The following is a 24,780-nucleotide window of genomic DNA, read 5'->3' as shown; positions in this document are numbered from 1 at the left end:
ATGACAAGCAAGCCACAACCCGCCAGCGCCAAGCAGGTGCCCTGCCCAACCTGTGGCGGGCCCAGCCTGTTCAGCCCGGCCAACCCGTACCGGCCGTTTTGCAGCCAGCGCTGCCAGCAGATCGACCTGGGCGCCTGGGCCGCCGAAGACTTCCGCATGCCGGCCGAGGCGCCGCCCGAGGATGCCGAATTCGGCGACCCCAAGCGCCAGCCTTGAATTTGAATCAAATATGCTGCTAGCACTTATCTAGCAAGCGCAAGCAGCTATCTTTTTTGATAATCAATCGAACTGCGCGGCGTCAAACGCCAGGCCGCGCTCCTCGGCCAGCCATTGCAGCACCGGGTAGGCGCCGGGCAGCACCGGGCGCACCTGCAAGGGCCATTGCTGCCAGGCCATGGTCTGGCCCTCGCGCATCTCGAACTTGCCGCGCCAGTCATGCACCTTGCACCAGTGCAGGCGAACCAGGGCGTGCGGGTAGTCGTGCTCGGTCACCTTCCAGACCTCGGCCGGGCCTATGGTCACGCCCAGTTCCTCGATGAGCTCGCGGCGCAGGGCCTGCTCCACGCTCTCGCCGGCCTCGATCTTGCCGCCCGGAAACTCCCAGTAGCCCGCATAGGGCTTGCCCGCGGGACGCGTGGACAGCAGCAGGGCGCCGTCGGCGCGCAGCAGGATGCCGACCGCGACCTCGGTGTGCTTGCGGGTCATGCGCCCTGGCGCCCGGCGTAGTCGCGCGCGAACTGGTAGGCCACGCGGCCACTGCGCGAGCCGCGCTCCAGCGCCCAGACCAGGGCCTGGGGTCGGGCGCTCTCAATGTCGGCCGGGGCCACGCCGAGGGCCGAGAGCCACTGCGCGACTATTGTTAGGTATTCGTCCTGGCTGAAGGGGTAGAAGCTGACCCACAGGCCAAAGCGCTCGGAGAGCGAAATCTTCTCCTCCACCACCTCGCCGGGATGGATCTCGCCATCGTTGGACGTGGTGTAGCTCAGGTTGTCCTTCATCTGCTCGGGCAGCAGGTGGCGGCGGTTGCTGGTGGCGTAGACCAGCACGTTGGGCGTGCTTGCGGCCACGGAGCCATCCAGGATGGATTTGAGCGCCTTGTAGCCGCCCTCGCCCTCCTCGAAGCTCAGGTCGTCGCAGTAGATGATGAACTTCTCGGGGCGGTCCGAGACCACCTCGACGATGTCGGGCAGATCGGTCAGGTCCGCCTTGTCCACCTCGATCAGGCGCAGGCCGCGCCCCGCGTAGCTGTTCAGGCAGGCCCGGATCAGCGAGGACTTGCCCGTGCCGCGCGCGCCCGTCAGCAGCACGTTATTGGCCGTCTTGCCGGCCACGAACTGCTCGGTGTTGCGCTGGATCTTCTCTTTCTGCGCGTCGATCTCCTTGAGGTCGGACAGTTGCATGGCGGCGACATGGCGCACAGGCTCGAGCACGCCATGGCCGCTGCTGCGCTTGCGGTAGCGCCAGGCGATGGCCGCCTGCCAGTCGGGCGCGCCCAAGGGCTGGGGCAGCACGAATTCGATGCGGGAGATGAGCTGCTCGGCGCGGGCGATCAGGCGGTCAAGATTTTCAGTCATTTCAGGCTCTAGCGCTTATCTGGTAAGCGTATACAGCTATCAAAATAATCAGGACCGGTAGTCGGCGTTGATGGTCACGTAGTCGTGGCTCAGGTCACAGGTCCAGACGGTGTCGGCCGCCTGACCGCGCCCCAGCAGCACGCGTACGGTGATCTCCTGCTGCTGCATCACGCGCTGGCCGTCCTCCTCGCGGTAAGCCGGGTTGCGTCCGCCCTGCACGGCTACGTGCACCTCGTCCAGGTACAGGTCGATGAGGGTCTGGTCCAGGTCGACAATGCCGGCGTAGCCCACCGCCGCCAGGATGCGCCCCAGGTTCGGGTCGCTGGCGAAGAAGGCTGTCTTGACCAGCGGCGAGTGCGCGATGGCGTAGGCCACCTGGCGGCATTCCTCGCCGGTCCTGCCGCCCTCGACGCGCACGGTGATGAACTTGGTCGCGCCCTCGCCGTCGCGCACTATGGCCTGGGCCAGCTTTTGCGCCACCTCCAGCAGCGCGGCCTTCAGGGCGCGGCCCTCGACGCTGTCGAGCACTGTAATCGGCGCGTGCTTTGCCTGGTGCGTGGCCATCAGCACGAAGGAGTCGTTGGTGCTGGTGTCGCCGTCAATCGTCACCCGGTTGAACGACTGGTCGGCCAGCTCGCGTACCAGTTGACGCACCAAGTCTGGGGCGATGCAAGCATCGGTGGCCAGAAAGCCCAGCATGGTCGCCATGTTCGGGCGAATCATGCCGGCCCCTTTGCTGATGCCGGTGACGGTGACCGTGGCGCCGCCAATCTGCAGCTGCCGGCTGAAGGCCTTGGGCAGGGTGTCGGTGGTCATGATGCCCTCGGCCGCGCGCGCCCAGTGGCCGCCCTGGGCGTCGGCCAGCGCGGCCGGCAGGCCCGCCACGATGCGATCCACGGGCAGCGGCTCCATGATCACGCCGGTGGAAAACGGCAGCACCTGGCCGGCGTCAATGCCCAGTTGGCCCGCCAGCGCATCACAGGTGGCGCGCGCGCGTGCCAGACCGTCAGCGCCGGTGCCGGCGTTGGCATTGCCGGTGTTGATGACCATGGCGCGTATCGCCTGGCCACCGTCCAAATGCTCGCGGCAAACCTGCACCGGCGCGGCGCAGAAGCGGTTTTGCGTGAACACGCCGGCCACCGTCGTGCCCTCGTCCAGCAGGAACACCGTCAGGTCCTTGCGGTTGGCCTTGCGCACGCCAGCCTCGGCGACGCCAATGCGCACGCCGGCAACGGGGCGCAGGTCTGCGGCTTGCGGGGCAGAAAGATTCACGGGCATGGAGCACTCCTGGGTCAAACAAGGGGATGAAAAGCAAACACGGGCCGCAGCCCGTGTCGTTCAAGGTCGCAGCATCAGGCAAGTTTGCCGTGGCACTGCTTGTATTTTTTACCACTGCCGCAGGGGCAGGGGTCGTTGCGACCGACGCGCACGCCGGGCATGGCCTGGGCCGGCGCGGCCTTGGCGGTCTGGGCATCGACCACGGTTTCCACCTCGCCGGTCTCGGTGGGCGAGGAGTAGGTCACGTTGCTGACCTTCTCGCCCCGCTCCTCCATGGCATGGGTGGCCTCGTCGAGCTCGGCGTTGGACTGCACCTGCACGGTCAGCATGACGCGCGTGACCTCGTTCTTCACCTGGTCTATGAGCTGGCGGAACAGCTCGAAGGCCTCACGCTTGTATTCCTGCTTGGGCTGCTTTTGTGCATAGCCGCGCAGGTGGATGCCCTGGCGCAGGTAGTCCAGCGCGGAGAGGTGATCGCGCCAGTTGGTGTCAAAGCTTTGCAGCAGCACGGCGCGCTGGAAGGGGGCGAAGTTCTCGTTGCCCACCGCATCCACCTTGGCCTGGAAGGAGTCGCGCGCGGTCTGCTGCACCTTCTCCAGGATTTCGTCGTCGGTGATGGCCTGGGAGCTGGCCACCTCCTGCTGCAGCGCCATCGGCAACTGCCAGTCGCTGGCCAGGGACTTCTCCAGACTGGGCAAGTCCCATTGCTCCTCCACCGACTCGGCCGGAACGTACTGGCGCACCAGGTCGGCCATACAGTCGTCGCGCATGGCGGAGATCAGGGTCGTGAGCTCGGGTGCGTCGAGGATCTCGTTGCGCTGCTGGTAGATCACCTTGCGCTGGTCATTGGCCACGTCGTCGTATTCAAGCAGCTGCTTGCGGATGTCGAAGTTGCGCGCCTCGACCTTGCGCTGCGCGCTCTCGATGCTGCGCGTGACGATGCCGGCTTCGATGGCCTCGCCGTCGGGCATCTTCAGCTTGTCCATGATGGCCTTGACGCGGTCACCGGCAAAGATGCGCATCAGCGAGTCGTCCAGGCTCAGGTAGAAGCGCGAGGAGCCGGGGTCGCCCTGGCGGCCCGAGCGGCCACGCAGCTGGTTGTCGATGCGGCGCGACTCGTGGCGCTCGGTGGCGATGATGCGCAGACCGCCCAGGGCCGTGACCTTCTCGTGATCGAGCTTCCACTGCGCGCGCAACTCCTCGGCCTTGGCAGCGCGCTGCTCGGGCGTCAGCGATTCGTCGGCCTCCAGTGCCGCCACGGCCTTCTCCACGTTGCCGCCAAGCACGATGTCGGTACCACGGCCGGCCATGTTGGTGGCGATGGTGATCATGCCCGGGCGCCCGGCCTGGGCCACGATGTCGGCCTCGCGCGCATGCTGCTTGGCGTTGAGCACCTGGTGCGGCAGACCGGCCTGGTTCAGCAGGCCGTCGATGATTTCGGAGTTCTCAATCGAGGTCGTGCCCACCAGCACCGGCTGGCCGCGCTCATGGCATTCGCGGATGTCGGCAATCGCCGCCTCGTACTTCTCGCGCGTGGTCTTGTAGACGCGGTCGAGCTGGTCGTCGCGGCGGCTTGGCCGGTTGGGCGGGATGATGACGGTTTCCAGGCCGTAGATTTCCTGGAACTCATAGGCCTCGGTATCGGCCGTGCCGGTCATGCCCGAGAGCTTGCCGTACAGGCGGAAGTAGTTCTGGAAGGTGATCGAGGCCAGGGTCTGGTTCTCGGCCTGGATGTTCACGCCCTCCTTGGCCTCGACGGCCTGGTGCAGGCCCTCGCTCCAGCGCCGGCCGGCCATCAGGCGGCCGGTGAATTCATCGACGATAACGATCTCGCCGTTCTGCACCACGTAGTGCTGGTCGCGATGGAACAGGTTGTTGGCACGCAGCGCCGCGTACAGGTGGTGCACCAGCGTGATGTTGGCCGGGTCGTAGAGCGAGGCGCCCTCGGCGATCAGGCCGGCCTGCGCCAGGATGCGTTCGGCGTTTTCATGGCCCTGCTCGGTCAGGAACACCTGGTGCGTTTTTTCGTCCACGGTGAAGTCGCCCGGCTTGGTCACGCCCTCGCCGGTGCGCGGGTCGGCCTCGCCCTCCTGGCGCGTCAGCAGCGGCACCACCTTGTTGATGGCCAGGTAGACGGCCGTGTGATCCTCGGCCTGGCCGCTGATGATCAGCGGAGTGCGCGCCTCGTCGATCAGGATGGAGTCCACCTCGTCCACGATGGCGAAGTTCAGACCGCGCTGCACGCGCTCGCGCGCGTCGTAGACCATGTTGTCGCGCAGGTAGTCGAAGCCGTATTCGTTGTTCGTGCCGTAGGTGATGTCCGAGTTGTAGGCGGCCTGCTTTTCCTCGCGCGGTATCTGCGGCAGGTTGATGCCCACCGAGAGGCCCAGGAAGTTGTACAGCCGCCCCATCCACTGTGCGTCCCGGCCGGCCAGGTAGTCGTTCACCGTGACCACATGCACGCCCTGGCCCGACAGCGCATTCAGGTACACCGGCAGCGTGGCGGTGAGCGTCTTGCCCTCGCCGGTGCGCATCTCGGCGATCTTGCCGTGGTGCAGCGCCATGCCGCCGATCAGCTGCACGTCGAAGTGGCGCATCTTCATGACGCGCTTGGAGCCCTCGCGCACCACGGCGAAGGCCTCGGGCAGCAGCGCATCCAGCGTCTCGCCCTGGGCGATGCGCTCCTTGAATTCCTGGGTTTTGCCGCGCAGTGCCTCGTCGCTGAGCTTTTCGTACTCGGGCTCCATCGCGTTGATGCGCGCCACGGTCTTGCGGTATTGCTTGAGCAGCCGGTCATTGCGGCTGCCGAAAAGTTTGGTGAGGAAGTTGGTGGCCATGCGAGCAGATCGGCGCTGCACTGCCCGAGCAAAGCGGCAGAGCGACCGGAATCCTTGAGATGAATTGAATCCAGGTGGGGCTTGCGCCGCCAATTGCAAGCGCTTGCAACCAACCGGCGAACCCAAAAGCCTGCCATTCTACCTTTGCGCCACCGCGTGGCCCACGCGCGACCGGCAGTGCTGGCCGTATCCGCAATAATCAGCCTGCGCACTCCGGCACCCGCCCAGTGGACAGCCCAGAACCTGCCATGAACCGCCGCCACTACGCCATCCCACTGCAGCAAGCCAGCCAGGAATCACCGACCCTGGCGCGCCTGACGGCCCTGACTCGCGACTCCAGCGCGCGGCTCAAGGCCATAGAGGGCTTGATTCCGCCCTTGCTGCGCCCAGCGGTGCAGGCCGGCCCCATCGAGGGCGGCAGCTGGTGCCTGCTGGTCAAAAGCAATGCGGCGGCTGCCAAGTTGCGGCAGTTGCTGCCGGCATTCCTGGCGCATCTGCGCACAAAGGGGTGGGAGGTGGACTCGATACGCCTGAAAATCCAATCCTGACCCGTGGGGAGGAAGGCTGGCGTCGAAAATCCTGAGGGAAATGGTGCCGGTTGTCGGATTCGAACTGACGACCTACCGCTTACAAGGCGGGTGCTCTACCAACTGAGCTAAACCGGCGAAGGCTGCATTCTAGCCGCCAAAAAAGGACGCTTGCCCGGATGTCGGGCAGCATCCCCTGATCATTCACTTGACACGCTTGAGGGAGGGACGACCGCCGCCAGCGGGCGGCTGGGGCGGGCGTGGGCCGTCCTTGTCCCGTGCTTTGTCGGCCCTGCCGGACTTGCCATCGACAGATTGCAACTGCACCGTGCCGCGTGCCTCGGGCTCGGATACGACTGCGGCCTCCGTGGGCGACAGCGGGGAATCGCTGGGCTGAACCTCGACGTCGTCATCCAGCGGAAAGGCCATGCCCTGCCCGTTCTCGCGCGCGTAGATGGCGATCACCCGGCGCACGGGAACCAGAATGTCACGCGGCTTGCCGCCGAAGCGGGCCTTGAACTCGACAAAATCGTTGCCTATCTGCAGCCCGCTGGTGGCGTCGTAACTGACGTTGAGCACGATTTCGCCGTTGTTGACATATTCACGCGGCACCTGCACAGACTCGTTCACGCGCACGACCAAATAAGGCGTGTAGCCATTGTCCGCGCACCACTCATACAGGGCACGGATCAGATAGGGGCGTGTGGAGGGGAGTTCCTGAGCGTTCATCATGCGCAACAAATGCGTAGAGTTTACTTGCGCATGACCTTTTCCGAGGGCGTCAGCGCCTCGATATAGGCCGGGCGCGAGAAGATGCGCTCTGCATACTTGAGCAGCGGGGCGGCGTTCTTGGACAGCTCGATGCCGTAGTAGTCCAGGCGCCACAGCAGCGGCGCAATGGCCACGTCCAGCATGGAGAAACCCTCGCCCAGCATGTACTTGTTCTTGAGGAACACGGGGGCAAGCTGGGTCAGGCGGTCGCGGATATGGGCACGGGCCTTCTCCAGCGCCTTCTCGTTGCCCTTGGTGGCACGCGACTCCAGCGCATTCACGTGCACGAACAACTCCTTCTCGAAGTTGAGCAGGAACAGACGAACGCGGGCGCGATCCACCGGGTCGCCGGGCATCAGCTGCGGATGCGGGAAGCGCTCATCGATGTACTCATTGATGATGTTCGACTCGTACAGGATCAGATCGCGCTCGACCAGGATGGGCACCTGGCCGTAGGGGTTCATCACGCTGATGTCTTCGGGCTTGTTGTACAGATCCACATCGCGGATTTCAAAATCCATGCCCTTTTCGAACAGAACGAAACGGCAACGATGGGAGAAGGGGCAGGTCGTGCCCGAGTAAAGCACCATCATGGTGAACGGCTCCTAAAAATCAAAAGAGTGGGTACCAAGGCACCCACTCTGTACAGGTTGGCGCTGCACGAAAATGCAGCGCAACGACACTCCTGGGTTTACTTGACGTCCTTCCAGAAGGCTGCATTCAGCCTCCAGGCGATGAAGGTGAAGCCTGCCAGGAAGAGCAGCACCCACACACCAATGCGAACGCGCGTATTCTGCGCCGGCTCACCCATCCACTGCAGATAGTTGACGAGATCACCCACGGCCTGGTCGTACTGCTGAGGCGTCATGCTGCCGGGAGAGATCTGCTCCCAGCCCTTGAACACCTGTTCGGTCTGGCCATGGCTCTCACGTTGCTCAAAGACAGCGCCGCGCTCGCCCTGCAACTGCCACAGCGCGTGCGGCATGCCGACGCTGGGGAAGACCAGGTTGTTCCAGCCGGTGGCCTTGGTGTCGTCGCGGTAGAAGGTGCGCAGGAAGGTGTAGAGATAGTCCGCACCCGAACCGCCGGAGCCGGCGCGCGAGCGCGCGATCACCGTGAGATCCGGCGGATTGGCGCCAAACCATTCGGACGCCTGCTTGGGATCAATCGCCGACTTCATGGTCTCGCCAATCTTGTCGGTCGTGAACAGCAGGTTGTCCTTGATCTGCTGATCAGTGAGGCCAATGTCCTTCAGGCGGTTGAAGCGCATGAACGCGGCCGAGTGGCAGTTCAGGCAGTAGTTCACGAACAGCTTGGCGCCGTTTTGCAGCGAAGCCTGATCCGTGATGTTGACGGGCGCCTTGTCCCAGGCCATGCCGCCGCCGGCGGCATGTGCACCAGCAGCCAAACCCAGAGCTGCGATCAGCGAGAGAAGCAGTTTCTTCATTGTTGTTATCTCCGGCTCAATGAGGCTTGAACGTCACGCGGTCAGGCACGGGCTTGGGCGTGCCAAGACGCGACCACCAGGGCATGAGCAGGAAGAAGCCGAAATAGAACAGCGTCCCCACCTGCGACACGCGCTCACCGACGGGCGACGGGGCCTGCACGCCCAGGTAGGCCAGGATCACGAACACGACCACGAACAGGGCGTACATCCACTTGTGCCAGCTCGGGCGATAGCGGATGGAGCGCGCCGGGCTGCAGTCCAGCCAGGGCAGGAAGAACAGGATGACGACCGCGCCGCCCATCACCACCACACCCCAGAACTTGGCATCGATGGCCAGCATGAGGGCGATGGCTACAGCGGCAGCAACCACGATGCCACCCTTGACGAAGCCAGGCAGACGAGCCTTGAACACGCCAAAACCGGCACCCAGCACCACGCAGGCAATCAGCGCATACATCATCTCGCTGGTGATGGCACGCAGCATCGAATAGAACGGCGTGAAGTACCAGACCGGGGCGATATGCGAAGGCGTCTTCAGCGGGTCGGCGGGGATGAAGTTGTTGTACTCCAGGAAGTAGCCGCCGAACTCGGGCGCGAAAAAGATCACGGCCGAGAAGATGAACAGGAACACGCACACACCAAAGATGTCGTGCACCGAGTAGTAGGGGTGGAAGGGCACGCCGTCCAGGGGATGGCCCTTGTCGTCCACCGGCTTGCCCGGGCCCTTGATCTCGATGCCGTCGGGGTTGTTGGAGCCCACATCGTGCAGCGCCAGCAAGTGCGCCACGACCAGACCCAGGAGCACCAGCGGCACGGCGATGACGTGGAAGCTGAAGAAGCGGTTCAACGTCGCATCACCGACCACATAGTCGCCACGGATCAAGAGGGCCAGGTCAGGGCCGACGAAGGGAATGGCCGAGAACAGGTTCACGATCACCTGAGCGCCCCAGTACGACATCTGGCCCCAGGGCAGCAGGTAGCCCATGAAGGCCTCGGCCATCAGCGCCAGGAAAATGGCGCAGCCGAAGATCCAGACCAGCTCGCGCGGCTTGCGGTACGAGCCATAGAGCAGGCCACGGAACATGTGCAGATACACCACCACAAAGAAGGCCGATGCGCCGGTGGAGTGCATGTAGCGGATCAGCCAGCCCCAGGGCACGTCGCGCATGATGTACTCGACCGACTCGAAGGCCTTGGCGGCGTCGGGCTTGTAGTGCATCACCAGGAAGATGCCGGTGACGATCTGGATCACCAGCACCAGCAGCGCCAGCGAGCCGAAGATGTACCAGAAGTTGAAGTTCTTCGGAGCGTAGTACTCCGACATGTGAACCTTGTAGGCGTCGAAGGCCGTTGGAAAACGGTTCTCCAGCCAGTTCATTGTCTTCGCCGTCGCCGAGGCGTTGGGCGAGATTTCCTTGAATTCGCGGTAAGCAGCCATTTGTCAGTGCCTCCCTCAGGCCTTCTTGTCTTCACCGATCAGGAGCTTGGTGTCCGACAGGTACATGTGCGGGGGCACCGGCAGGTTGTCCGGCGACGGCTTGTTCTTGAACACGCGGCCGGCCATGTCGAAGGTCGATCCGTGGCAAGGGCACAGAAAACCGCCCTCCCAGTCATTGGGCAGCGACGGCTGGGGGCCGGGGGTGAACCTGTCGGAGGGCGAGCAGCCAAGGTGCGGGCAGATACCCACGGCAACCAGGATCTCGGGCTTGATCGAGCGGTGCTCGTTCTGCGCATACGGCGGCGTGAACTCGGCCGGATTGCGCTTGGACTGCGGGTCGGCCAGCTGGCTGTCGAGCTTGGGCAGTTCGGCAACCTGCTCGGGCGTGCGGCGAATGATCCACACCGGCTTGCCACGCCATTCCACCGTGACCTTTTCACCGGGCTTGAGGGCCGAGATGTCCACCTCGACGGCCGCGCCGGCGGCCTTGGCCTTCTCGGACGGCTGGAAGCTGCTCACAAAAGGGACGGCTGTGGCCACGCCACCCACCGCGCCAGCGCAGCCAGACGCGATCAGCCACGTCCGCTTGCTCGAGTCGATCGGAGTTTCACTCATGGGGTTCCTCGGTATGCTTCGCTATGGAGTCAACCGTAAATTGTAGCCGAGCGGTAAAGCTCGCTCCAACGACCGATACGCACTTAAGCTGACGATCCGGACTGATTCCGGTTTTTTTTCAACATCATCCAAGGGTGTAAAAAGTGAGCATCACCAAAGAATTCAAAGAGTTTGCCGTCAAGGGGAATGTGATTGACCTGGCAGTGGGTGTGATCATCGGCGCCGCATTCGGCAAGATCGTGGATTCGGTGGTGGCCGACCTGATCATGCCCATCGTCGGTCTGGTGTTCGGCAAGCTCGATTTCTCCAACCTCTTCATCGTGCTGGGCAGCATCCCCGAAGGCACGGCGCGCACGCTGGATGCGCTCAAGAAGGCCGGCGTGCCGGTGTTTGCCTACGGCAGCTTCATCACCGTGGCGGTGAATTTCATCATCCTGGCCTTCATCATCTTCATGATGGTCAAACAGTTCAACCGCCTCAAGCGCGAGGCGCCCGCCGAGCCCGTACCCGAAGCCGTCACGCCGGAAGACATCGTGCTGCTGCGCGAGATCCGCGACAGCCTCAAGCGCTGATTTTTTTCTGCTCGCACCAAACGCCCGTGGCGCAATTGCCACGGGCGTTTGTCTTTTTGACGATTGTTCAACCTGCCAGCGCACGCGCCATGCGCACGGCCTCGATCAGGCTGGCGGCATCGGCCACGCCCCGTCCCGCGATGTCAAAGGCCGTGCCATGGTCCGGGCTGGTGCGCACCAGGGGCAGGCCCAGGGTGACGTTCACGCCCTTGTCCACGCCCAGGTATTTCACGGGGATCAAGCCCTGGTCGTGGTACATGGCCAGCACCACGTCGAACTCGCCCGGCCTGCCGGCCGTACAGCGCGCGCGCATGAAGATGGTGTCGGGCGCGTAGGGGCCTTGTGCGTCCAGGCCCTCGGCGCGCGCCTGGGCGATGGCCGGGGCGATGATGTCCAGCTCCTCGCGGCCAAACAGGCCGCCCTCGCCCGCATGGGGGTTGAGCCCTGCCACGCCGATGCGCGGCGCCCGTCCCAGGCTGCGCGAGAGGGCCGCATGGGTGATGCGCAGCGTCTGCAGCAGGTTGTCCTGCGTCACGGCGGCAATGGCCTCGCGCAGCGACAGGTGGATGCTGACCAGCACCGTGCGCAGCTCGTCGCTGGCCAGCATCATGCGCACCGGCATCTGCGCAATGGGCACGCCGGCATGACGCGCCGCCTCGGCCTGCAGCAACTCGGTGTGGCCCGGAAACGGCACGCCCGCGGCTGCCAGCGATTCCTTGTGCAGTGGCGCCGTCACCAGCGCCGCGACCTGGCCGGCAAGCGCCGCCCGTGCCGCCCAGAGCACGCAGGCCGCAGCGGCGCGCCCGGCACCGGCGCTCACCCGGCCCCATGGCTCACGTTCGCCGCCAGCCAGCTCTGGCAGCTGCCACACCGGCAGGCAGCGCGGCGGCACCAGCGCCACATCCTGCAGGGCGTCGATGCGCGCCAGCGGCAGGCTGGTGTTGCCCGGCCGCTCGATGCAGGCCGCGGCACGGCGCAGCGTGGCCAGGTCGCCAACGACAAAGCAGCCACGCATGTCCCGGGGTGCGTCGCGAAAGGCCTTGGCGACGATCTCCGGGCCTATGCCGGCCGGGTCGCCCTGGGTAATGGCCAGTGGGAGAGATGTGCTCATCAAAAAATATACCAAATCAGGCTCTAGCGCTCACCCATAAAGCGTGAGACGCTATCAAAATAATCAGGCTGGATTATCAATGTCGATGAACCGATGCTCCAGGCCCAGCTGCTGCGCCACATGCGCCGCGACGGCCGGTGCGCCATAACGCTCCGTGGCGTGGTGGCCGGCGGCGATGAAGGCTACGCCGGTCTCGCGCGCCAGGTGCGTCTGGGGCTCGGAGATCTCGCCGGTGATGAAGGCATCCGCCCCGGCGGCAATGGCCGATTCGAAAAAACCCTGCGCCCCGCCCGTACACCAGGCCACGCGGCGCATGGGGTGCGCGCCCTCGGGCGCCACCAGTGTCACGGAGCGGCCCAGGGTCGCCTGCACATGGGCTGCCAGTTCAGCGGCGCTGGCGAATGCGGCCGGCGCGGCAAAACCCAGATCCTGCTCGCCAAAGCGTTGATCGGCCTGCCAGCCCAGCACCCGGCCCAGCTGCGCGTTGTTGCCCAGCTCAGGGTGGGCGTCCAGCGGCAGGTGGTAGGCAAACAGGTTGATGTCATGCGCCAGCAGGCGCTGCAGGCGCTGCTTCATCCAGCCCGTGACGCGCCCGTCCATGCCACGCCAGAACAGGCCGTGGTGCACGAAGATGGCGTCGGCGCGCGCCGCTATGGCCGCATCGATCAGCGCGCGGCTGGCGGTGACGCCGCTGATGATGCGCCGTATCGTCTGCGCACCCTCCACCTGCAGGCCGTTGGGGCCATAGTCCTTGAAGCGCTCGGGCTGCAGCAGCGCGTCGAAATGCGCCAGTAATTCAGATCGCTGGATGCTCATGCCGCCGATTGTGCCCAAGCACCGCCAGTGCCTGCGGCAAACACGCGATAATTGCCTTTTGCCCACCAGGGCCGCCCTCCCCCGCATCATGAAACGCTATTGGTTGCTGTTTTCCCAAGCCGTGACGGTGCTCGCCGCCGCCTATTTCGTCGTCGCCACGCTGCAGCCCGGCTGGCTGCAACGCGGTGCGACCACCAGCGGTGCCGGCATTTCCCTCATCGAGGCGCCGCCCAGTACGGGCGCCCAGCCCGCGGCCGGCAGCTTCAGTGCCGCGGCGCGCAAGGCGGCGCCGGCCGTGGTCAGCATCAATACCAGCAAGGAGGTGCGCCACCCGCGCAGCAACGACCCCTGGTTCCAGTTCTTCTTTGGCGACCAGGGCGCGCAGGCGCAGACCGGCCTGGGCAGTGGCGTGATCATCAGCCCCGAGGGCTACATCCTGACCAACAACCATGTGGTTGAGGGCGCCGACGAGATCGAGGTCACGCTCACCGACAGCCGCCGCGCCAGTGCCACGGTGATTGGCACCGACCCCGACACCGACCTGGCCGTGCTCAAGGTGCAGCTGGACAAGCTGCCGGTGATCGTGCTCGGCGACTCGGACAGGCTCGACGTGGGCGACCAGGTGCTGGCCATTGGCAACCCCTTTGGCGTGGGCCAGACGGTCACCAGCGGCATCGTCTCGGCGCTGGGGCGCAACCAGCTGGGCATCAACACCTTCGAGAACTTCATCCAGACCGATGCGGCCATCAACCCTGGCAACTCCGGCGGCGCGCTGGTGGATGTGAATGGCAACCTGATGGGCATCAACACCGCCATCTACTCGCGCTCGGGCGGCAGCATGGGCATTGGCTTTGCCATCCCCGTGTCCACGGCCAAGCTGGTGCTCGACGGCATCGTGCGTGACGGTCAGGTGACGCGCGGCTGGATAGGCGTGGAGCCGGGCGAGCTGTCACCGGAGCTGGCCCAGACCTTTGGCGTGCAGGCCACGCGGGGCGTGATCATCACCGGCGTGTTGCAGGGCGCGCCCGCGGCGCAAGGCGGCATACGCCCCGGCGACGTGATCCTGAGCGTGGCCGGCAAGCCCACCGACAATGTCTCGCAACTGCTCACCGCCGTGGCCGGCCTGCAGCCGGGCAAGGCCGCCAGCTTCGAGCTGCAGCGTGGCGACAGGCAGCTGGAGCTGTCGGTGGTGCCGGGCACACGCCCGCGCATGCAGCAGCGCCGCTGAAATTTACTATTAAATTAATAGCAACATGCGCTTGATGTGCGGGCGCAAACAGCTATTTTCATCAATATCAGGAGGTGGACTCCTGCGATTCCTCGGGCGCCTGCGTGTGGCGGATGAAAACCTGCGCCGCCCAGATGCCCACCTCGTACAGCAGGCACATGGGAATCGCCAGCGCCAGCTGCGACACTACGTCGGGCGGCGTGACGATGGCGGCGATCACGAAGGCGACGACGATGAAGTAGCCGCGAAAGCTCTTGAGCTTTTCCACGCTGACCACGCCCATGCGCGCCAGCACGACCACGGCAATGGGTACCTCGAACGCCAGGCCGAAGGCCAGGAACATGGTCATGACAAAGCCCAGGTAGGCTTCGATGTCTGGCGCGGCGGTGATGCTCTTGGGCGCAAAGCCCTGGATGAAGCTGAACACCTGGCCAAAGACGAAAAAGTAGCAAAACGCCACGCCGATGAAGAACAGCACGGTGCTGGAGACGACCAGCGGCAGCACCAGGCGCTTCTCATGCGCATACAGACCCGGCGCAACAAAGGCCCAGACCTGCCATAGCACAAAGGGCAGAGCGATCAGAAAGGCCGACATCAGCAGAATCTTCAAGGGCACCATGAAGGGCGAGATCACCGAGGTGGCGATCATGGTGGCGCCCTGGGGCAGGTGCGCCACCAGCGGCGCGGCCAGCAGGTCGTAGAGCTGGCCCGGGCCGGGGTAGAAGAACAGCGCGGCGGCGACAACCCCGATGGCGATCATGGCCTTGACCAGGCGGTCGCGCAGCTCCATCAGGTGCTGCACGAAGGGCTGCTCGGTACCGGCGAGTTCGTCTTCAGGGTTCGGTGTTTCAGGCATGGCGGGGCAGGTGGCCGGCTTGGCGCCGGCCCAGGCTGCACGACGGGCGGTGCAGCCATTCAAAGGGGGTCAATGGAATTTTTGGGGCCGAAAGCGCGCCACGCGCGCCGCACCGGACTGGGCCTTGGTGCGCACACCGGCACGCGCCTTGTACCACTGGGGCATGGCGCCGCGCTTGAGGCGCCAGTTCTTGCCCGGGTGCTTGTAGGCAGGAACCACGGAGGACAGCTCTTGCGCGCCGGATGGCTCGCCCAGCGGGGTGAAGTCTTCGCCCAGACTGCTTTCCATGTCCTTCTGGAAGTCGCTGGCGCTGGTCTGTATGGATTGCTCCACGTCGCGCGCGGCACCCTCCACCGTATCCTTCATCTTGCGCAGCTCGTCGAGCTCCATGGAACGGTTGACCTCGGCCTTGACGTCGGACACATAGCGCTGCGCCTTACCCAGCAGGGTGCCGACGGTGCGCGCCACGCGCGGCAGCTTCTCCGGGCCGATGACGATGAGAGCCACGGCGCCTATCAGCGCCATCTTGGACAGGCCAATGTCGATCATGAAAAACGCTCAGCCGGCGCGCTCAGCTCTTTTGCTTGGCTTGCACGTCGATGGTGGTCTTGTCGGCGGCCGTGGTGTTGGTGACCTGGCCGGCAGGCGCGTTGGCACCCGCCTGCTCATCACTGCTGGCGCCCTCCTTCATGCCGTCCTTGAAGCCCTTCACGGCGCCGCCCAGGTCGGAGCCAATGTTCTTGAGCTTCTTGGTGCCGAACACCATGACCACGATCAGCAGCACGATGAGCCAGTGCCAAATGGAAAACGAACCCATGGAAATCTCCTAACGAATGCCTCACATTTTAGACCCGCCCCAGTCGCAACCGGCTTAACCCTTGCGGCTGCCCTGTGCTGCAGGTCAACCGCGCAACCAGGGGCGCGGGCCACCGATCACATGCATGTGCAGGTGGTGCACCTCCTGGCCGCCCTCGGTGCCGGTGTTCACCACGATGCGGTAGCCCCCGTCCGGATAGGGGTTGCAGCCCTGCTCGATGGCCAGTCTGGGGGCCAGCAGCATCATGTGGCCGAGCAGGCCGGCATGCTCGGGCGTGGCGGACGCCATGGAAGGCAGGTGCAGCTTGGGCACGATGAGAAAATGCACCGGCGCCCAGGGGTGTATGTCATGAAAGGCGAAGACCTGTTCGTCCTCGTAGACCTTCTTCGACGGGATCTGGCCGGCAATGATCTTGCAGAAAAGGCAGTTGGGGTCGTGCATGGAGCGGCTATGAAGCAAAGCAGCGAAAACAGTCAGTGATTGTCGGTCAAATGCAATGTGTGCTGCACGCCCACGTCGCGGCGGTGGCGTCGCAGCCATTGCTTGCCCTGGGTGCGCCCCAGCTCGAACAGCTGGCGCACAAAGGCCATGTCGGCGCGTGACTTGCTGGCGTCGCCAAACGGCGCCAGCACGCGGCCGCCATCGATGCGGTGCATGCGCATGCTCTTGTAGTGCTGGGGATCGAGCCGCCCCTCGGCCAGCAGGCGGCGCACGAAGTCGATGGCGCGCAACTCGCCCAGCAGGCTGGCGTTGAAGGTGACCTCGTTCATGCGCTCCATGATCTCCGGCGCGGTATCGGGCAGGTCAGGGTGTTCTATCGGGTTGATCTGCACCAGCAGCACGTCGGCGCATTGCGTCTGGTAGATCAGCGGGTACAGCGCCGGGTTGCCGGAGAAGCCGCCATCCCAGTAATGCTCGCCATCGATCTGCACCGCCTTGAACAAAAGCGGCAGGCAGGCCGAGGCCATGACGGCGTCGGCCGACAGGCGCGCGCCCGAGAAGATCTCGCCGCGTCCCGTGCGCACATTGGTGGCGCAGACGAACACCTTGGGCACCAGCGCATGGCGCGCATGGCACAGGGCGTCGAAGTCCACCACGCGCTCGAGCAGGCCGCGCAGCGGGTTGATGCCCAGCGGATTGGTCTGGTAGGGCGAGAGCCACTGGCTCAGCATGCCCAGGAACGGGTTGCCCTGCAGCGGCACGCCCCACAGCAGGCTGCCCATGGTGCCCACGCCTTCCCACAGCTGCGCGAGCGTCTGGCGCGCGAGGGCGCAGCCGGCCTGGTGCGCCTCATGGGCATCCTTGTGCTGCAACGCTGCCTGGGCAAAGCCATGGGCCAGGGCCACGGCATTCATGGCGCCGGCGCTGGTACCGCTGATGCCCTCGAAGGTAAAACCGCCGTCTTCAAGCAGCGCGTCCAGCACGCCCCAGGTCAGCGCCCCATGCGAGCCGCCGCCCTGCAGCGCCAGATTCAGCGGTGGCGTGGCTGCGACTTCAGACATCGATGGCCTGGCCCTTGTTCATGGCCACCATGCCGCGCACGATGCGGTACAGGAACCATATCGAGATCAACCCCCAGGCCACCCAGCCCGGGAACACGAAGAACAGCCACAGCGGCGCCGTCACCACATACAGCACGCCGGCCCAGAGCACGGTGCTGATGCGCCAGGAGAAATGACTGGCCTGCCAGGTCCCCTCGGCATCGCCCTTTTTCACCAGGTCGATGACCAGCGCGATGATGAGCAGCGCCACGCCGGGCTGGGCGCCGGGCATGACGGCGCCCACGGCCACGATCAGGTGCAGGATGTAGCTCACCCAGCCTATGGTCTTGAGGCTCTCCGCCCGCTCGTCGGGCTCCATGTCGATGATGTCGTTGCTCACGGTGCCTCCCCTTCTTCCAGGGCGCGGCCCGCCACCTTGCGCAGCGCCTTTTCCTCGATGCCGCTGGTGCCCTCGCGGCGCTCGAGCTCGGCGATCACGTCGGCCGGGGCGAGGCCGTAGTGGGCCAGGGCAATCATGGAGTGAAACCACAGGTCGGCCACCTCATACACCAGCTTCGCGGGTGCGGCGCCGTGATCCACGTCCTTGGCGGCCATGACCACCTCTGTGGCCTCCTCGCCAATCTTCTTCAGGAAGGCATCGGGCCCTTTGTGCAGCAGGCGCGCGACATAGCTGGCCTGCGGGTCGCCGCCATTGGCGCTCTTGCGGCTCTCGATCACGGCGGCCAGGCGGGCGAGGGAGTCAGTGCTGGACATGGGCTTTACTTGTAGATGGACTCGGGGTCTTTCAAGACCGGATCGACGGCCTGCCAGGCACCGTCCTTGAGGACACTGAAGAAGCAGCTGTGCCGCCCGGTGTGGCAGGCGATGCCAGGCTCATGGCCCAGCTGCGTGACCTTGAGCAGCACCACGTCGTTGTCGCAATCGAGGCGCATCTCGTGCACCTGCTGCACATGGCCTGATTCTTCGCCCTTGAACCAAAGCCGGCCGCGCGAGCGGCTGTAGTACACGGCGCGGCCCAGCTCGGCCGTCCTGGCCAGGGCCTCGCGGTTCATCCAGGCGAACATCAACACGTCCCCGGTGGCGGCCTCCTGCGCAATCACGGGCACCAGACCCTGCGCGTCCCATTTCACTTGATCAAGCCAGTTCATGACGCCATTGTCGTGCTTTGGCACGGCACCAGTATTACTATTATTTTTATAGCTGTTTGCGCTTGATACATAAGTGCTACAGCCATATTTCATTGGAATAGTTTAAAGCCGCACGGGAATGCCGCGCGCGTGCATATGCTCCTTGGCCTGGCGCACGGTGAACTCGCCGTAGTGAAAGATGCTCGCCGCCAGCACGGCATCGGCCCCGCCGATGCTCACGCCATCGGCCAGGTGATCCAGGTTGCCCACGCCGCCCGAGGCGATCACGGGCACATCGACGGCGTCGCTCACGGCGCGCGTCAGCTGCAGGTCAAAGCCGCTCTTAGTGCCGTCGCGGTCCATGCTGGTCAAGAGGATCTCGCCCGCGCCGCGGCGCGCCATGTCCACGGCCCAGCGCACGGCGTCCAGCCCGGTGTTCTGGCGCCCGCCGTGGCTGTACACGTCCCAGCCCGCGCCGCGCTCGGCCAGGTCCTGACCCTGGCGGCGCTTGGCGTCTATGGCCACCACGATGCACTGCGCGCCGTATTTGTCGCTCGCCTGGTTGATGACCTCGGGGTTGGCGATGGCGGCCGAGTTGAAGCTGGTCTTGTCCGCCCCGGCGTTCAAGAGGCGCCGCACATCCTGCACGGTGCGCACGCCGCCACCCACCGTGAGCGGAATGAAGACCTGGCTGGCCACGGCCTCGATGATGGGCAGGATCAGGTCGCGCCCGTCGCTGGTGGCGGTGATGTCGAGGAAGGTGAGCTCGTCAGCGCCCTGCTCGTTGTAGCGCGCGGCGATCTCCACCGGGTCGCCGGCGTCGCGCAGTTCGACAAAGTTGACGCCCTTGACGACGCGACCACCGGTCACGTCCAGGCAGGGAATGATGCGTTTGGCAAGCATGGCAATGGTTTCACGACTGGGGCGGGCAAGATAGCACGACTCAGGCGCCCTGCAGCTGACGCGCCACGCCGTCCTGCCAACGCCAGGCGTCCTGGCACATGGCCTGCACGTCACGCGTTGCGCGCCAGCCCAGCAGGCGCTCGGCCAGGCCGGGGTCGGCCCAGCAGGCGGCCACGTCGCCGGCGCGGCGCGGCCCGATCTGGTAGCGCACCGGGCGACCGCTGGCGGCCTCGAAGCCGCGCACCATCTCCAGCACCGACACCGGCCGGCCCGTGCCCAGGTTCACCGTCAGCAGGCCCGGGTGCTGGCGCAGGTAGCGCAGCGCCGCCACATGGCCCTCGGCCAGGTCGCAGACATGGATGTAGTCGCGCTGGCCCGTGCCGTCGGGCGTGGAGTAGTCATTGCCCCAGACGTTCAGGAACTCGCGCTGGCCGCTGGCCACCTGCGCCACATAGGGCAGGAGGTTGTTGGGCACGCCCTGCGGGTCTTCTCCGATCAGACCGCTCTCGTGCGCGCCCACGGGGTTGAAGTAGCGCAGGCGCGCAATGCGCCACTGGCCTGGCTCGCTGGCGTCCAGGTCGGCCAGCATCTGCTCCATCATCAGCTTGCTCCAGCCATAGGGGTTGGTGGCCGAGAGCGGAAAGTCCTCGCGAATGGGCAGGCTGGCGGGGTCGCCATACACCGTGGCCGAGGACGAGAACACCAGCTGGCGCACACCGGCCCGCTGCATGGCCTGCAGCAGGGTCACGGTACCGGCGACGTTGTTCTCGTAGTAGCGCAGCGGCTCGCGCACCGACTCGCCCACCGCCTTGAGCGCGGCGAAATGGATGACGGCAGAGATTTTGTTGTTCGCAAACAACTGCTTCAGCAAGGCTGCATCGCGTATGTCGCCCTCCACGCACTCGGGCGCCTGCCCGGTGATGCGCCCAATGCGCTCCAGCACCGACGGGCGGGTGTTACTGAAGTTGTCCAGCACCAGGCAGGACTCGTTCGCCTGCGCCAGCGCCACACACATGTGCGAGCCGATATAGCCCGCGCCTCCGGTCACCAGGATCAAAACACCCTCCTTGGGTTGCACTACTCGCGAATATTGTCGCTGACGCGGCTGTCAACTCCCGTCACTGCCACGCCGAAGGTGACTGCTGACTCAGAGACTGAGAGTTTTTTGATTTCTACTGGAAACCGCAAATTCGCAGGCCGAAAGCGCCACCGACCTGCACTACGACTACGCAAGCAACACCGGGAACCCGTGGGCGGCGCTGCCCCGTTACTGGACTGTGATGCTGGACACGGTGGATGCGCTCAACAGGGGCCGCGCCCTGCCGAGCTGCTGACGCATCAGGCCCCGGCCAATTCGTCGGCGCGCGCCTGGGCGGAGGCAAAGTCCAGATCGCCCGAGTAGATGGCGCGCCCGCAGATGACACCCTCCACCCCCTCGATCTCGACCTCGCAGAGTTTCTCGATGTCAGCGATGCCGGCCAGGCCGCCCGAGGCGATGACGGGGATGGACAGCGCCTGCGCCAGCCGCACCGTGGCCTCGATGTTGATGCCCGAGAGCATGCCGTCGCGGCCGATGTCGGTGTAGATGATGGATTCGACGCCCCAGTCCTCGAACTTCTTCGCCATATCGACGACGTCGTGGCCGGTCAGCTTGCTCCAGCCATCGGTCGCCACCTTGCCGTCCTTGGCGTCCAGGCCGACGATGATGTGGCCGGCAAAGGCGCTGCAGGCGTCCTTCAGAAAGCCCGGGTTCTTCACCGCAGCGGTGCCGATGATGACGTACTCCAGCCCGGCATCGATGTAGCGCTCAATCGTGTCCAGGTCGCGTATGCCGCCGCCCAGCTGCACCGGGATGTCCGCGCCCACCTCGGCCAGGATGGACTTGATGGCGGCCTTGTTCTTGGGCTGGCCGGCAAAGGCGCCGTTCAGGTCCACCAGGTGCAGGCGGCGTGCGCCGGCATCCAGCCATTTGCGCGCCATGGCGGCGGGGTCTTCGCCAAAGGTGGTCGATTGGTCCATGTCACCTTGCTTGAGGCGTACGCAGTGGCCGTCCTTGAGGTCGATGGCGGGGATGAGCAGCATGGTCTGGGAGAGATTGAGCGTTGAGCGTTGAAGGTTGAGCGATATGCAATGTGGGTATCGCAAAACGCTCAACCCACAACGCACCACCAGTCAGTCAGGGCTTCCAGTGCAGGAAGTTGCGGTACAGCGCCAACCCATGTTCGGCACTCTTTTCCGGGTGGAACTGGGTGGCAAAAATATTATCGCGCGCGATGGCCGCGGCAAAGGGCGCGCCGTAGTCGGCCTGGCCCGCGCAATGCGCCGGGTTGGCCGGGCGCGCGTAGAAGCTGTGCACAAAGTAGAAGTAGCTGTCGTCCGGCACGCCGGCCCACATGGCATGCAGCTGGCCGCCATGGCGCATCTGACGCACGCGGTTCCAGCCCATCTGCGGCACCTTGAAGCGGCTGCCGTCGGCCTGGGTGCGGCCGGCCAGGTCGAACTTGAGCACCTCGCCCGGGATCAGGCCCAGGCCGGCGACGTCGCCCTCGGCGCTGTGGTCCAGCAGCATCTGCATGCCCACGCAGACGCCGAACAGCGGCTTGGTGGCCGCGGCCTCCAGCACCGATTCGAGCAGGCCGGATTCGCGCAGCTCGCGCATGCAGTCGGGCATGGCGCCCTGGCCGGGCAGTACCACGCGGGCGGCGGCGTGCACCACATCAGGATCGGCGGTGACGGCGACATGCCAGCCGCTGCCCTGGGCCGCGGCCTGCACGGCCTGGGAGACGGAGCGCAAATTGCCCATGCCGTAGTCCACGATAGCCACGGTTTTTACTATATTATTCATAGCTGTTTGCGCTTGATAAATAAGCGTTACAGGCCATTTTGACTTGAATTTTTACAAGGAACCCTTGGTGGACGGTATGACGCCCGCCGCGCGCGGATCGCGCGCCAAGGCATCGCGCAGCGCGCGTGCGAAGGCCTTGAACACCGTCTCGCACTGGTGGTGGGCGTTGATGCCCTTCAGGTTGTCGATGTGCAGCGTCACGCCCGCGTGGTTCACAAAACCCTGGAAGAACTCGTAGGTGAGCTGGGTGTCGAAGCCGCCGATGCTGGCCGCCGTGAACGGAATGTGCAGGTGCAGGCCCGGGCGGCCGGAGAAATCGACCACCACGCGCGACAGCGCCTCGTCCAGCGGCACATAGGCATGGCCGTAGCGGCGTATGCCCTTCTTGTCGCCCACGGCGCGGGCAAAGGCCTGGCCCAGGGTGATGCCCACGTCTTCGACCGTGTGGTGGCCGTCGATGTGCAGGTCGCCGTCGCAGTCCACATCCATGTCGATCAGGCCGTGGCGCGCGATCTGGTCCAGCATGTGGTCGAAGAAGCCAATGCCCGTGTGCAAGTGGGCGGCGCCCGTGCCGTCAAGGTTGACGCGCACGCTGATGCGCGTCTCGGCCGTGTTGCGGCTGACCTCGGCGATGCGCTCGGCGCCAGGTTCGGGGTTGGAGGGTACGAGTGCGGAAGAAGTCATAGGGAGGCCTCAAGCGCCGCCAGCATCTGGGCATTGTCGGCAGGGCTGCCCACCGTCAGACGCAGGCAGTTCGCCAGCAGGAAATGCATTGTAGAAACGTTCTTGACGAGAACCTTGCGCGCCTTCATGCCGGCAAAGGTCTTGGCCGCATCGCGCACGCGCAGCAGCACCATGTTGGCCTGGCTGTCCCACACCTTCTGCACGCCGGGCATGGCGCGCAGGAGCGGCACGATGCGCTCGCGCTCGGCGCGGATCTCGGCGGCCTGGGCGGCGAAGACCTCGGCATGCTCCAGGGCGAACAACGCCGCCTCGCAGTTGAGCACGCTGATGTTGTAGGGCGGGCGCACCTTGTCCACCTCGGCCACGAGCTGCCTCGGGCCTATCAGGTAACCCAGACGCACACCCGCCAGGCCAAATTTGCTCAAGGTGCGCATCAACAGCACATGGCCGTTGCGCGCCGGCTCGGCTCGCATGCGCTCTATCCAGCTGCGGCTGGCAAAGGGCTGGTAGGCCTCGTCCATGACCACGATGCCGCCCTGGGCGCCGACGGCGTCCACGATGCGCTGCACCGCGCCATCGTCCCACAGCGTGGCCGTGGGGTTGTTCGGGTAGGCGATGAAGGTGATGGCCGGGCGGTGCTGGGCAATCGCCGCCAGCATGGCGGATTCATCCAGCGCAAAGTCCGCCGTGAGCGGCACGCCGACGAAGCCCAGGCCCTGCAACTGGGCACTCATGGCATACATCACAAAGCCCGGCACCGGCGCCAGCACCGTGGCGCCGCTCTGGGCGCAGGCCAGGGCCAGCAGGCTGATGAGCTCGTCCGAGCCATTGCCCAGCATCAGCGCGCAGCCCTCGGGCATGCCGGCGTGGCGCGCCAGCGCGGCGCGCAGCTCGTCGCCGCGCGGGCCGGGATAGCGGTTCAGCGCCAGGGCGCCCAGGCGCTGGCCCAGCTGCGCCTGCAGCGCGGGCGGCAGGGCAAAGGGGTTCTCCATGGCGTCCATCTTCAGCATGCCGTCGGCGCCCTGCACCACATAGGCGTGCATGGCGCGCACATCCGGGCGTATGCGCGCCAGCGCCGCCTGCTGCAAGGGGGTGGAAATTTCGTTCATTGCGGGTCTTTCTCCAATGCGGGCAAGGCTTGCTGCAGCGGATGCCACACGGCCGCGCCGGCAAACACCGCGCCATGCGGCAGGGCCAGGGTGAGCATGGCCGCGCAGCCGCTGTGCTGGGCGCAGGCGAGCTGCAAGCAGTCGCCAAAGGCGAGCGCATGGCGCGCTTCGATGGCCCAGGCGGTCTCCAGCGTCGCGGCGTCGGTCTTCCAGGGCGTCCAGGTCTGGTAGCGGCGCATGGCGGCGCGGGCGTCGCCGCGCGGCAGCGGTTGGGGCGCGGCCGTCACCTGGTCGTAGAACTCCACCAGCGCCTGGCATCCGGTGCGGCCGCTGCGCGTGCGCCAGAGCAGATCCAGCCAGTCCAGGCAGGCCTGGTAGAGCGCGCCGCCGGCCGTGTCCTCAGCCGCGATGAGCACCGAGGTATCGACGAACACCGGGTTCATGCGCCCTCCGCGGTTTTTTGGTTATTTTGGCCGCTAGTCCTTGCTGCGCTTGCGCGACGCGCTATTGGCTTTGCTGCAACCTGGGCTTGCCAGCTGCGCTCATCCGTGCGCCAGGCCAGGTAGGCACGCTCGTAGGCGTCCTCACGCTGCATCATCTCGGCCATGAAGTCGCCCACCATGCGCGAGACGCTGGTGCCCCGGCGCGCCGCCTCGATGCGCGCCCATTCGAGCACGCTGTCTTCGACGGTGATGGTGAGGTTTTTCATAGCTCCATCGTACA

The 24,780-nt window shown here is 65.4% G+C and carries 31 protein-coding genes and 1 tRNA gene; 4 read left to right on the top strand and 28 right to left on the bottom strand.

Going from position 1 to position 24,780, the window contains the following annotated elements; translation table 11 throughout:
* Complete coding sequence (locus P4826_RS16890) at positions 1–216, top strand: DNA gyrase inhibitor YacG (protein WP_317701519.1); 216 nt, start codon at positions 1–3, stop codon at positions 214–216.
* Positions 217–279: 63 nt separating this feature from the next.
* Here P4826_RS16890 and P4826_RS16885 read toward each other — a convergent pair whose 3' ends face one another.
* The 4 genes from P4826_RS16885 to secA form a co-directional block, all read right to left on the bottom strand.
* Positions 280–705: an NUDIX domain-containing protein gene (locus P4826_RS16885; RefSeq protein ID WP_317701518.1), complete on the bottom strand. Its 426-nt coding sequence runs from the start codon at positions 703–705 to the stop codon at positions 280–282.
* Positions 702–1,574, bottom strand: coding sequence for an ATP-binding protein (locus P4826_RS16880; protein ID WP_317701517.1), 873 nt, complete (start codon positions 1,572–1,574; stop codon positions 702–704). The genes P4826_RS16885 and P4826_RS16880 overlap by 4 nt, the downstream gene beginning before the upstream one ends.
* 48 nt (positions 1,575–1,622) lie before the next feature.
* Positions 1,623–2,852, bottom strand: coding sequence for a bifunctional glutamate N-acetyltransferase/amino-acid acetyltransferase ArgJ (argJ, locus tag P4826_RS16875; RefSeq protein ID WP_317701516.1), 1,230 nt, complete (start codon positions 2,850–2,852; stop codon positions 1,623–1,625).
* Between the two features lie 74 nt (positions 2,853–2,926).
* Positions 2,927–5,689, bottom strand: a complete 2,763-nt coding sequence (gene secA, locus P4826_RS16870) for a preprotein translocase subunit SecA (RefSeq protein WP_317701515.1) — start codon at positions 5,687–5,689, stop codon at positions 2,927–2,929.
* 248 nt (positions 5,690–5,937) lie between these two features.
* Between secA and P4826_RS16865 the strand changes: the two genes are divergently transcribed.
* Positions 5,938–6,237 carry a hypothetical protein gene (locus P4826_RS16865; protein ID WP_317701514.1) on the top strand — a complete coding sequence of 100 codons (300 nt, stop codon included), beginning with the start codon at positions 5,938–5,940 and terminating at the stop codon, positions 6,235–6,237.
* 41 nt (positions 6,238–6,278) lie between these two features.
* Here the strand turns inward: P4826_RS16865 and P4826_RS16860 are convergent.
* From P4826_RS16860 to petA, 6 genes are all read right to left on the bottom strand, one after another.
* Positions 6,279–6,354 (bottom strand) — tRNA-Thr (locus P4826_RS16860).
* 66 nt (positions 6,355–6,420) lie between these two features.
* The gene (locus tag P4826_RS16855; protein ID WP_317703783.1) at positions 6,421–6,945 is read right to left on the bottom strand and encodes a ClpXP protease specificity-enhancing factor; all 525 of its coding nucleotides are present in this window, start codon (positions 6,943–6,945) and stop codon (positions 6,421–6,423) included.
* A gap of 23 nt (positions 6,946–6,968) precedes the next feature.
* Complete coding sequence (locus P4826_RS16850; RefSeq protein ID WP_317701513.1) at positions 6,969–7,580, bottom strand: glutathione S-transferase N-terminal domain-containing protein; 612 nt, start codon at positions 7,578–7,580, stop codon at positions 6,969–6,971.
* A gap of 98 nt (positions 7,581–7,678) precedes the next feature.
* Positions 7,679–8,434, bottom strand: a complete 756-nt coding sequence (locus P4826_RS16845; RefSeq protein WP_317701512.1) for a cytochrome c1 — start codon at positions 8,432–8,434, stop codon at positions 7,679–7,681.
* 16 nt (positions 8,435–8,450) lie between these two features.
* Positions 8,451–9,872 carry a cytochrome b gene (locus P4826_RS16840; RefSeq protein WP_317701511.1) on the bottom strand — a complete coding sequence of 474 codons (1,422 nt, stop codon included), beginning with the start codon at positions 9,870–9,872 and terminating at the stop codon, positions 8,451–8,453.
* A 15-nt stretch (positions 9,873–9,887) separates the two neighbouring features.
* On the bottom strand, positions 9,888–10,487 hold the full coding sequence (gene petA / locus P4826_RS16835) for a ubiquinol-cytochrome c reductase iron-sulfur subunit (RefSeq protein ID WP_317701510.1): 600 nt from the start codon (positions 10,485–10,487) through the stop codon (positions 9,888–9,890).
* Positions 10,488–10,630: 143 nt separating this feature from the next.
* Between petA and mscL the strand changes: the two genes are divergently transcribed.
* Positions 10,631–11,059: a large conductance mechanosensitive channel protein MscL gene (gene mscL / locus P4826_RS16830; protein ID WP_317701509.1), complete on the top strand. Its 429-nt coding sequence runs from the start codon at positions 10,631–10,633 to the stop codon at positions 11,057–11,059.
* 67 nt (positions 11,060–11,126) lie between these two features.
* Here the strand turns inward: mscL and pdxA are convergent, their stop codons facing one another.
* Both pdxA and P4826_RS16820 read right to left on the bottom strand, forming a co-directional pair.
* Complete coding sequence (pdxA, locus tag P4826_RS16825; RefSeq protein WP_317701508.1) at positions 11,127–12,170, bottom strand: 4-hydroxythreonine-4-phosphate dehydrogenase PdxA; 1,044 nt, start codon at positions 12,168–12,170, stop codon at positions 11,127–11,129.
* Between the two features lie 63 nt (positions 12,171–12,233).
* Positions 12,234–12,986, bottom strand: coding sequence for a Nif3-like dinuclear metal center hexameric protein (locus P4826_RS16820; RefSeq protein ID WP_317701507.1), 753 nt, complete (start codon positions 12,984–12,986; stop codon positions 12,234–12,236).
* A gap of 88 nt (positions 12,987–13,074) precedes the next feature.
* On the opposite strand from P4826_RS16820, the gene P4826_RS16815 reads away from it, so the two are divergent.
* The gene (locus tag P4826_RS16815; RefSeq protein WP_317701506.1) at positions 13,075–14,214 is read left to right on the top strand and encodes a trypsin-like peptidase domain-containing protein; all 1,140 of its coding nucleotides are present in this window, start codon (positions 13,075–13,077) and stop codon (positions 14,212–14,214) included.
* Between the two features lie 67 nt (positions 14,215–14,281).
* Here P4826_RS16815 and tatC read toward each other — a convergent pair whose 3' ends face one another.
* The 16 genes from tatC to P4826_RS16735 form a co-directional block, all read right to left on the bottom strand.
* On the bottom strand, positions 14,282–15,070 hold the full coding sequence (tatC, locus tag P4826_RS16810; RefSeq protein WP_317701505.1) for a twin-arginine translocase subunit TatC: 789 nt from the start codon (positions 15,068–15,070) through the stop codon (positions 14,282–14,284).
* Positions 15,071–15,139: 69 nt separating this feature from the next.
* Positions 15,140–15,619, bottom strand: coding sequence for a Sec-independent protein translocase protein TatB (gene tatB, locus P4826_RS16805; protein WP_317701504.1), 480 nt, complete (start codon positions 15,617–15,619; stop codon positions 15,140–15,142).
* Positions 15,620–15,641: 22 nt separating this feature from the next.
* Positions 15,642–15,887: a Sec-independent protein translocase subunit TatA gene (tatA, locus tag P4826_RS16800; RefSeq protein ID WP_317701503.1), complete on the bottom strand. Its 246-nt coding sequence runs from the start codon at positions 15,885–15,887 to the stop codon at positions 15,642–15,644.
* Positions 15,888–15,971: 84 nt separating this feature from the next.
* Complete coding sequence (locus P4826_RS16795; protein ID WP_317701502.1) at positions 15,972–16,328, bottom strand: histidine triad nucleotide-binding protein; 357 nt, start codon at positions 16,326–16,328, stop codon at positions 15,972–15,974.
* A 32-nt stretch (positions 16,329–16,360) separates the two neighbouring features.
* Positions 16,361–17,389: a patatin-like phospholipase family protein gene (locus tag P4826_RS16790; RefSeq protein ID WP_317701501.1), complete on the bottom strand. Its 1,029-nt coding sequence runs from the start codon at positions 17,387–17,389 to the stop codon at positions 16,361–16,363.
* Positions 17,382–17,768 carry a DUF4870 family protein gene (locus P4826_RS16785; protein ID WP_317701500.1) on the bottom strand — a complete coding sequence of 129 codons (387 nt, stop codon included), beginning with the start codon at positions 17,766–17,768 and terminating at the stop codon, positions 17,382–17,384. The genes P4826_RS16790 and P4826_RS16785 overlap by 8 nt, the downstream gene beginning before the upstream one ends.
* Entirely contained in the window at positions 17,765–18,142 is a 378-nt protein-coding gene (locus P4826_RS16780) for a phosphoribosyl-ATP diphosphatase (RefSeq protein ID WP_317701499.1), read from the bottom strand. The genes P4826_RS16785 and P4826_RS16780 overlap by 4 nt, the downstream gene beginning before the upstream one ends.
* A 5-nt stretch (positions 18,143–18,147) precedes the next feature.
* Positions 18,148–18,537, bottom strand: coding sequence for a phosphoribosyl-AMP cyclohydrolase (gene hisI, locus P4826_RS16775; protein WP_317701498.1), 390 nt, complete (start codon positions 18,535–18,537; stop codon positions 18,148–18,150).
* A 102-nt stretch (positions 18,538–18,639) separates the two neighbouring features.
* Positions 18,640–19,419, bottom strand: coding sequence for an imidazole glycerol phosphate synthase subunit HisF (hisF, locus tag P4826_RS16770; RefSeq protein ID WP_317701497.1), 780 nt, complete (start codon positions 19,417–19,419; stop codon positions 18,640–18,642).
* 40 nt (positions 19,420–19,459) lie between these two features.
* Complete coding sequence (galE, locus tag P4826_RS16765; RefSeq protein WP_317701496.1) at positions 19,460–20,476, bottom strand: UDP-glucose 4-epimerase GalE; 1,017 nt, start codon at positions 20,474–20,476, stop codon at positions 19,460–19,462.
* A gap of 281 nt (positions 20,477–20,757) precedes the next feature.
* Complete coding sequence (hisA, locus tag P4826_RS16760; RefSeq protein ID WP_317701495.1) at positions 20,758–21,501, bottom strand: 1-(5-phosphoribosyl)-5-[(5-phosphoribosylamino)methylideneamino]imidazole-4-carboxamide isomerase; 744 nt, start codon at positions 21,499–21,501, stop codon at positions 20,758–20,760.
* 94 nt (positions 21,502–21,595) lie between these two features.
* Positions 21,596–22,264, bottom strand: a complete 669-nt coding sequence (hisH, locus tag P4826_RS16755; protein ID WP_317701494.1) for an imidazole glycerol phosphate synthase subunit HisH — start codon at positions 22,262–22,264, stop codon at positions 21,596–21,598.
* A gap of 51 nt (positions 22,265–22,315) precedes the next feature.
* Positions 22,316–22,948 carry an imidazoleglycerol-phosphate dehydratase HisB gene (hisB, locus tag P4826_RS16750; RefSeq protein WP_317701493.1) on the bottom strand — a complete coding sequence of 211 codons (633 nt, stop codon included), beginning with the start codon at positions 22,946–22,948 and terminating at the stop codon, positions 22,316–22,318.
* On the bottom strand, positions 22,945–24,057 hold the full coding sequence (gene hisC / locus P4826_RS16745) for a histidinol-phosphate transaminase (RefSeq protein WP_425605182.1): 1,113 nt from the start codon (positions 24,055–24,057) through the stop codon (positions 22,945–22,947). The genes hisB and hisC overlap by 4 nt, the downstream gene beginning before the upstream one ends.
* Positions 24,054–24,500, bottom strand: a complete 447-nt coding sequence (locus tag P4826_RS16740) for a PIN domain-containing protein (RefSeq protein ID WP_317701492.1) — start codon at positions 24,498–24,500, stop codon at positions 24,054–24,056. The genes hisC and P4826_RS16740 overlap by 4 nt, the downstream gene beginning before the upstream one ends.
* Positions 24,497–24,766 carry a DUF6364 family protein gene (locus P4826_RS16735; protein ID WP_317701491.1) on the bottom strand — a complete coding sequence of 90 codons (270 nt, stop codon included), beginning with the start codon at positions 24,764–24,766 and terminating at the stop codon, positions 24,497–24,499. Before P4826_RS16735 ends, P4826_RS16740 begins: the two co-directional genes overlap by 4 nt.
* Positions 24,767–24,780 lie beyond the last annotated feature (14 nt).

The sequence above is a fragment of the Diaphorobacter limosus genome, from assembly GCF_033100095.1.
GTDB lineage: Bacteria > Pseudomonadota > Gammaproteobacteria > Burkholderiales > Burkholderiaceae_C > Alicycliphilus > Alicycliphilus limosus.
Note: the sequence above shows the minus strand (reverse complement) of the source record. Positions and strands in the feature narration are given on the sequence as shown.

Excerpts from the sequence above, each read along its gene's own strand:
- secA (WP_317701515.1), bottom strand. The coding sequence starts at position 5,689 with ATGGCCACCAACTTCCTCACCAAACTTTTCGGCAGCCGCAATGACCGG.
- P4826_RS16850 (WP_317701513.1), bottom strand. The coding sequence starts at position 7,580 with ATGATGGTGCTTTACTCGGGCACGACCTGCCCCTTCTCCCATCGTTGC.
- hisA (WP_317701495.1), bottom strand. The coding sequence starts at position 21,501 with ATGCTGCTCATCCCCGCCATCGACCTCAAGGACGGCCACTGCGTACGC.
- P4826_RS16735 (WP_317701491.1), bottom strand. The coding sequence starts at position 24,766 with ATGAAAAACCTCACCATCACCGTCGAAGACAGCGTGCTCGAATGGGCG.
- argJ (WP_317701516.1), bottom strand. The coding sequence starts at position 2,852 with ATGCCCGTGAATCTTTCTGCCCCGCAAGCCGCAGACCTGCGCCCCGTT.
- P4826_RS16885 (WP_317701518.1), bottom strand. The coding sequence starts at position 705 with ATGACCCGCAAGCACACCGAGGTCGCGGTCGGCATCCTGCTGCGCGCC.
- hisB (WP_317701493.1), bottom strand. The coding sequence starts at position 22,948 with ATGACTTCTTCCGCACTCGTACCCTCCAACCCCGAACCTGGCGCCGAG.
- P4826_RS16740 (WP_317701492.1), bottom strand. The coding sequence starts at position 24,500 with ATGAACCCGGTGTTCGTCGATACCTCGGTGCTCATCGCGGCTGAGGAC.
- P4826_RS16795 (WP_317701502.1), bottom strand. The coding sequence starts at position 16,328 with ATGCACGACCCCAACTGCCTTTTCTGCAAGATCATTGCCGGCCAGATC.
- P4826_RS16880 (WP_317701517.1), bottom strand. The coding sequence starts at position 1,574 with ATGACTGAAAATCTTGACCGCCTGATCGCCCGCGCCGAGCAGCTCATC.
- P4826_RS16845 (WP_317701512.1), bottom strand. The coding sequence starts at position 8,434 with ATGAAGAAACTGCTTCTCTCGCTGATCGCAGCTCTGGGTTTGGCTGCT.
- P4826_RS16820 (WP_317701507.1), bottom strand. The coding sequence starts at position 12,986 with ATGAGCATCCAGCGATCTGAATTACTGGCGCATTTCGACGCGCTGCTG.
- hisI (WP_317701498.1), bottom strand. The coding sequence starts at position 18,537 with ATGAACTGGCTTGATCAAGTGAAATGGGACGCGCAGGGTCTGGTGCCC.
- P4826_RS16865 (WP_317701514.1), top strand. The coding sequence starts at position 5,938 with ATGAACCGCCGCCACTACGCCATCCCACTGCAGCAAGCCAGCCAGGAA.
- tatB (WP_317701504.1), bottom strand. The coding sequence starts at position 15,619 with ATGATCGACATTGGCCTGTCCAAGATGGCGCTGATAGGCGCCGTGGCT.
- hisC (WP_425605182.1), bottom strand. The coding sequence starts at position 24,057 with ATGAACGAAATTTCCACCCCCTTGCAGCAGGCGGCGCTGGCGCGCATA.
- P4826_RS16890 (WP_317701519.1), top strand. The coding sequence starts at position 1 with ATGACAAGCAAGCCACAACCCGCCAGCGCCAAGCAGGTGCCCTGCCCA.
- pdxA (WP_317701508.1), bottom strand. The coding sequence starts at position 12,170 with ATGAGCACATCTCTCCCACTGGCCATTACCCAGGGCGACCCGGCCGGC.
- tatC (WP_317701505.1), bottom strand. The coding sequence starts at position 15,070 with ATGCCTGAAACACCGAACCCTGAAGACGAACTCGCCGGTACCGAGCAG.
- P4826_RS16840 (WP_317701511.1), bottom strand. The coding sequence starts at position 9,872 with ATGGCTGCTTACCGCGAATTCAAGGAAATCTCGCCCAACGCCTCGGCG.
- hisF (WP_317701497.1), bottom strand. The coding sequence starts at position 19,419 with ATGCTTGCCAAACGCATCATTCCCTGCCTGGACGTGACCGGTGGTCGC.
- petA (WP_317701510.1), bottom strand. The coding sequence starts at position 10,487 with ATGAGTGAAACTCCGATCGACTCGAGCAAGCGGACGTGGCTGATCGCG.
- P4826_RS16855 (WP_317703783.1), bottom strand. The coding sequence starts at position 6,945 with ATGAACGCTCAGGAACTCCCCTCCACACGCCCCTATCTGATCCGTGCC.
- hisH (WP_317701494.1), bottom strand. The coding sequence starts at position 22,264 with ATGAATAATATAGTAAAAACCGTGGCTATCGTGGACTACGGCATGGGC.
- P4826_RS16780 (WP_317701499.1), bottom strand. The coding sequence starts at position 18,142 with ATGTCCAGCACTGACTCCCTCGCCCGCCTGGCCGCCGTGATCGAGAGC.
- tatA (WP_317701503.1), bottom strand. The coding sequence starts at position 15,887 with ATGGGTTCGTTTTCCATTTGGCACTGGCTCATCGTGCTGCTGATCGTG.
- P4826_RS16815 (WP_317701506.1), top strand. The coding sequence starts at position 13,075 with ATGAAACGCTATTGGTTGCTGTTTTCCCAAGCCGTGACGGTGCTCGCC.
- P4826_RS16790 (WP_317701501.1), bottom strand. The coding sequence starts at position 17,389 with ATGTCTGAAGTCGCAGCCACGCCACCGCTGAATCTGGCGCTGCAGGGC.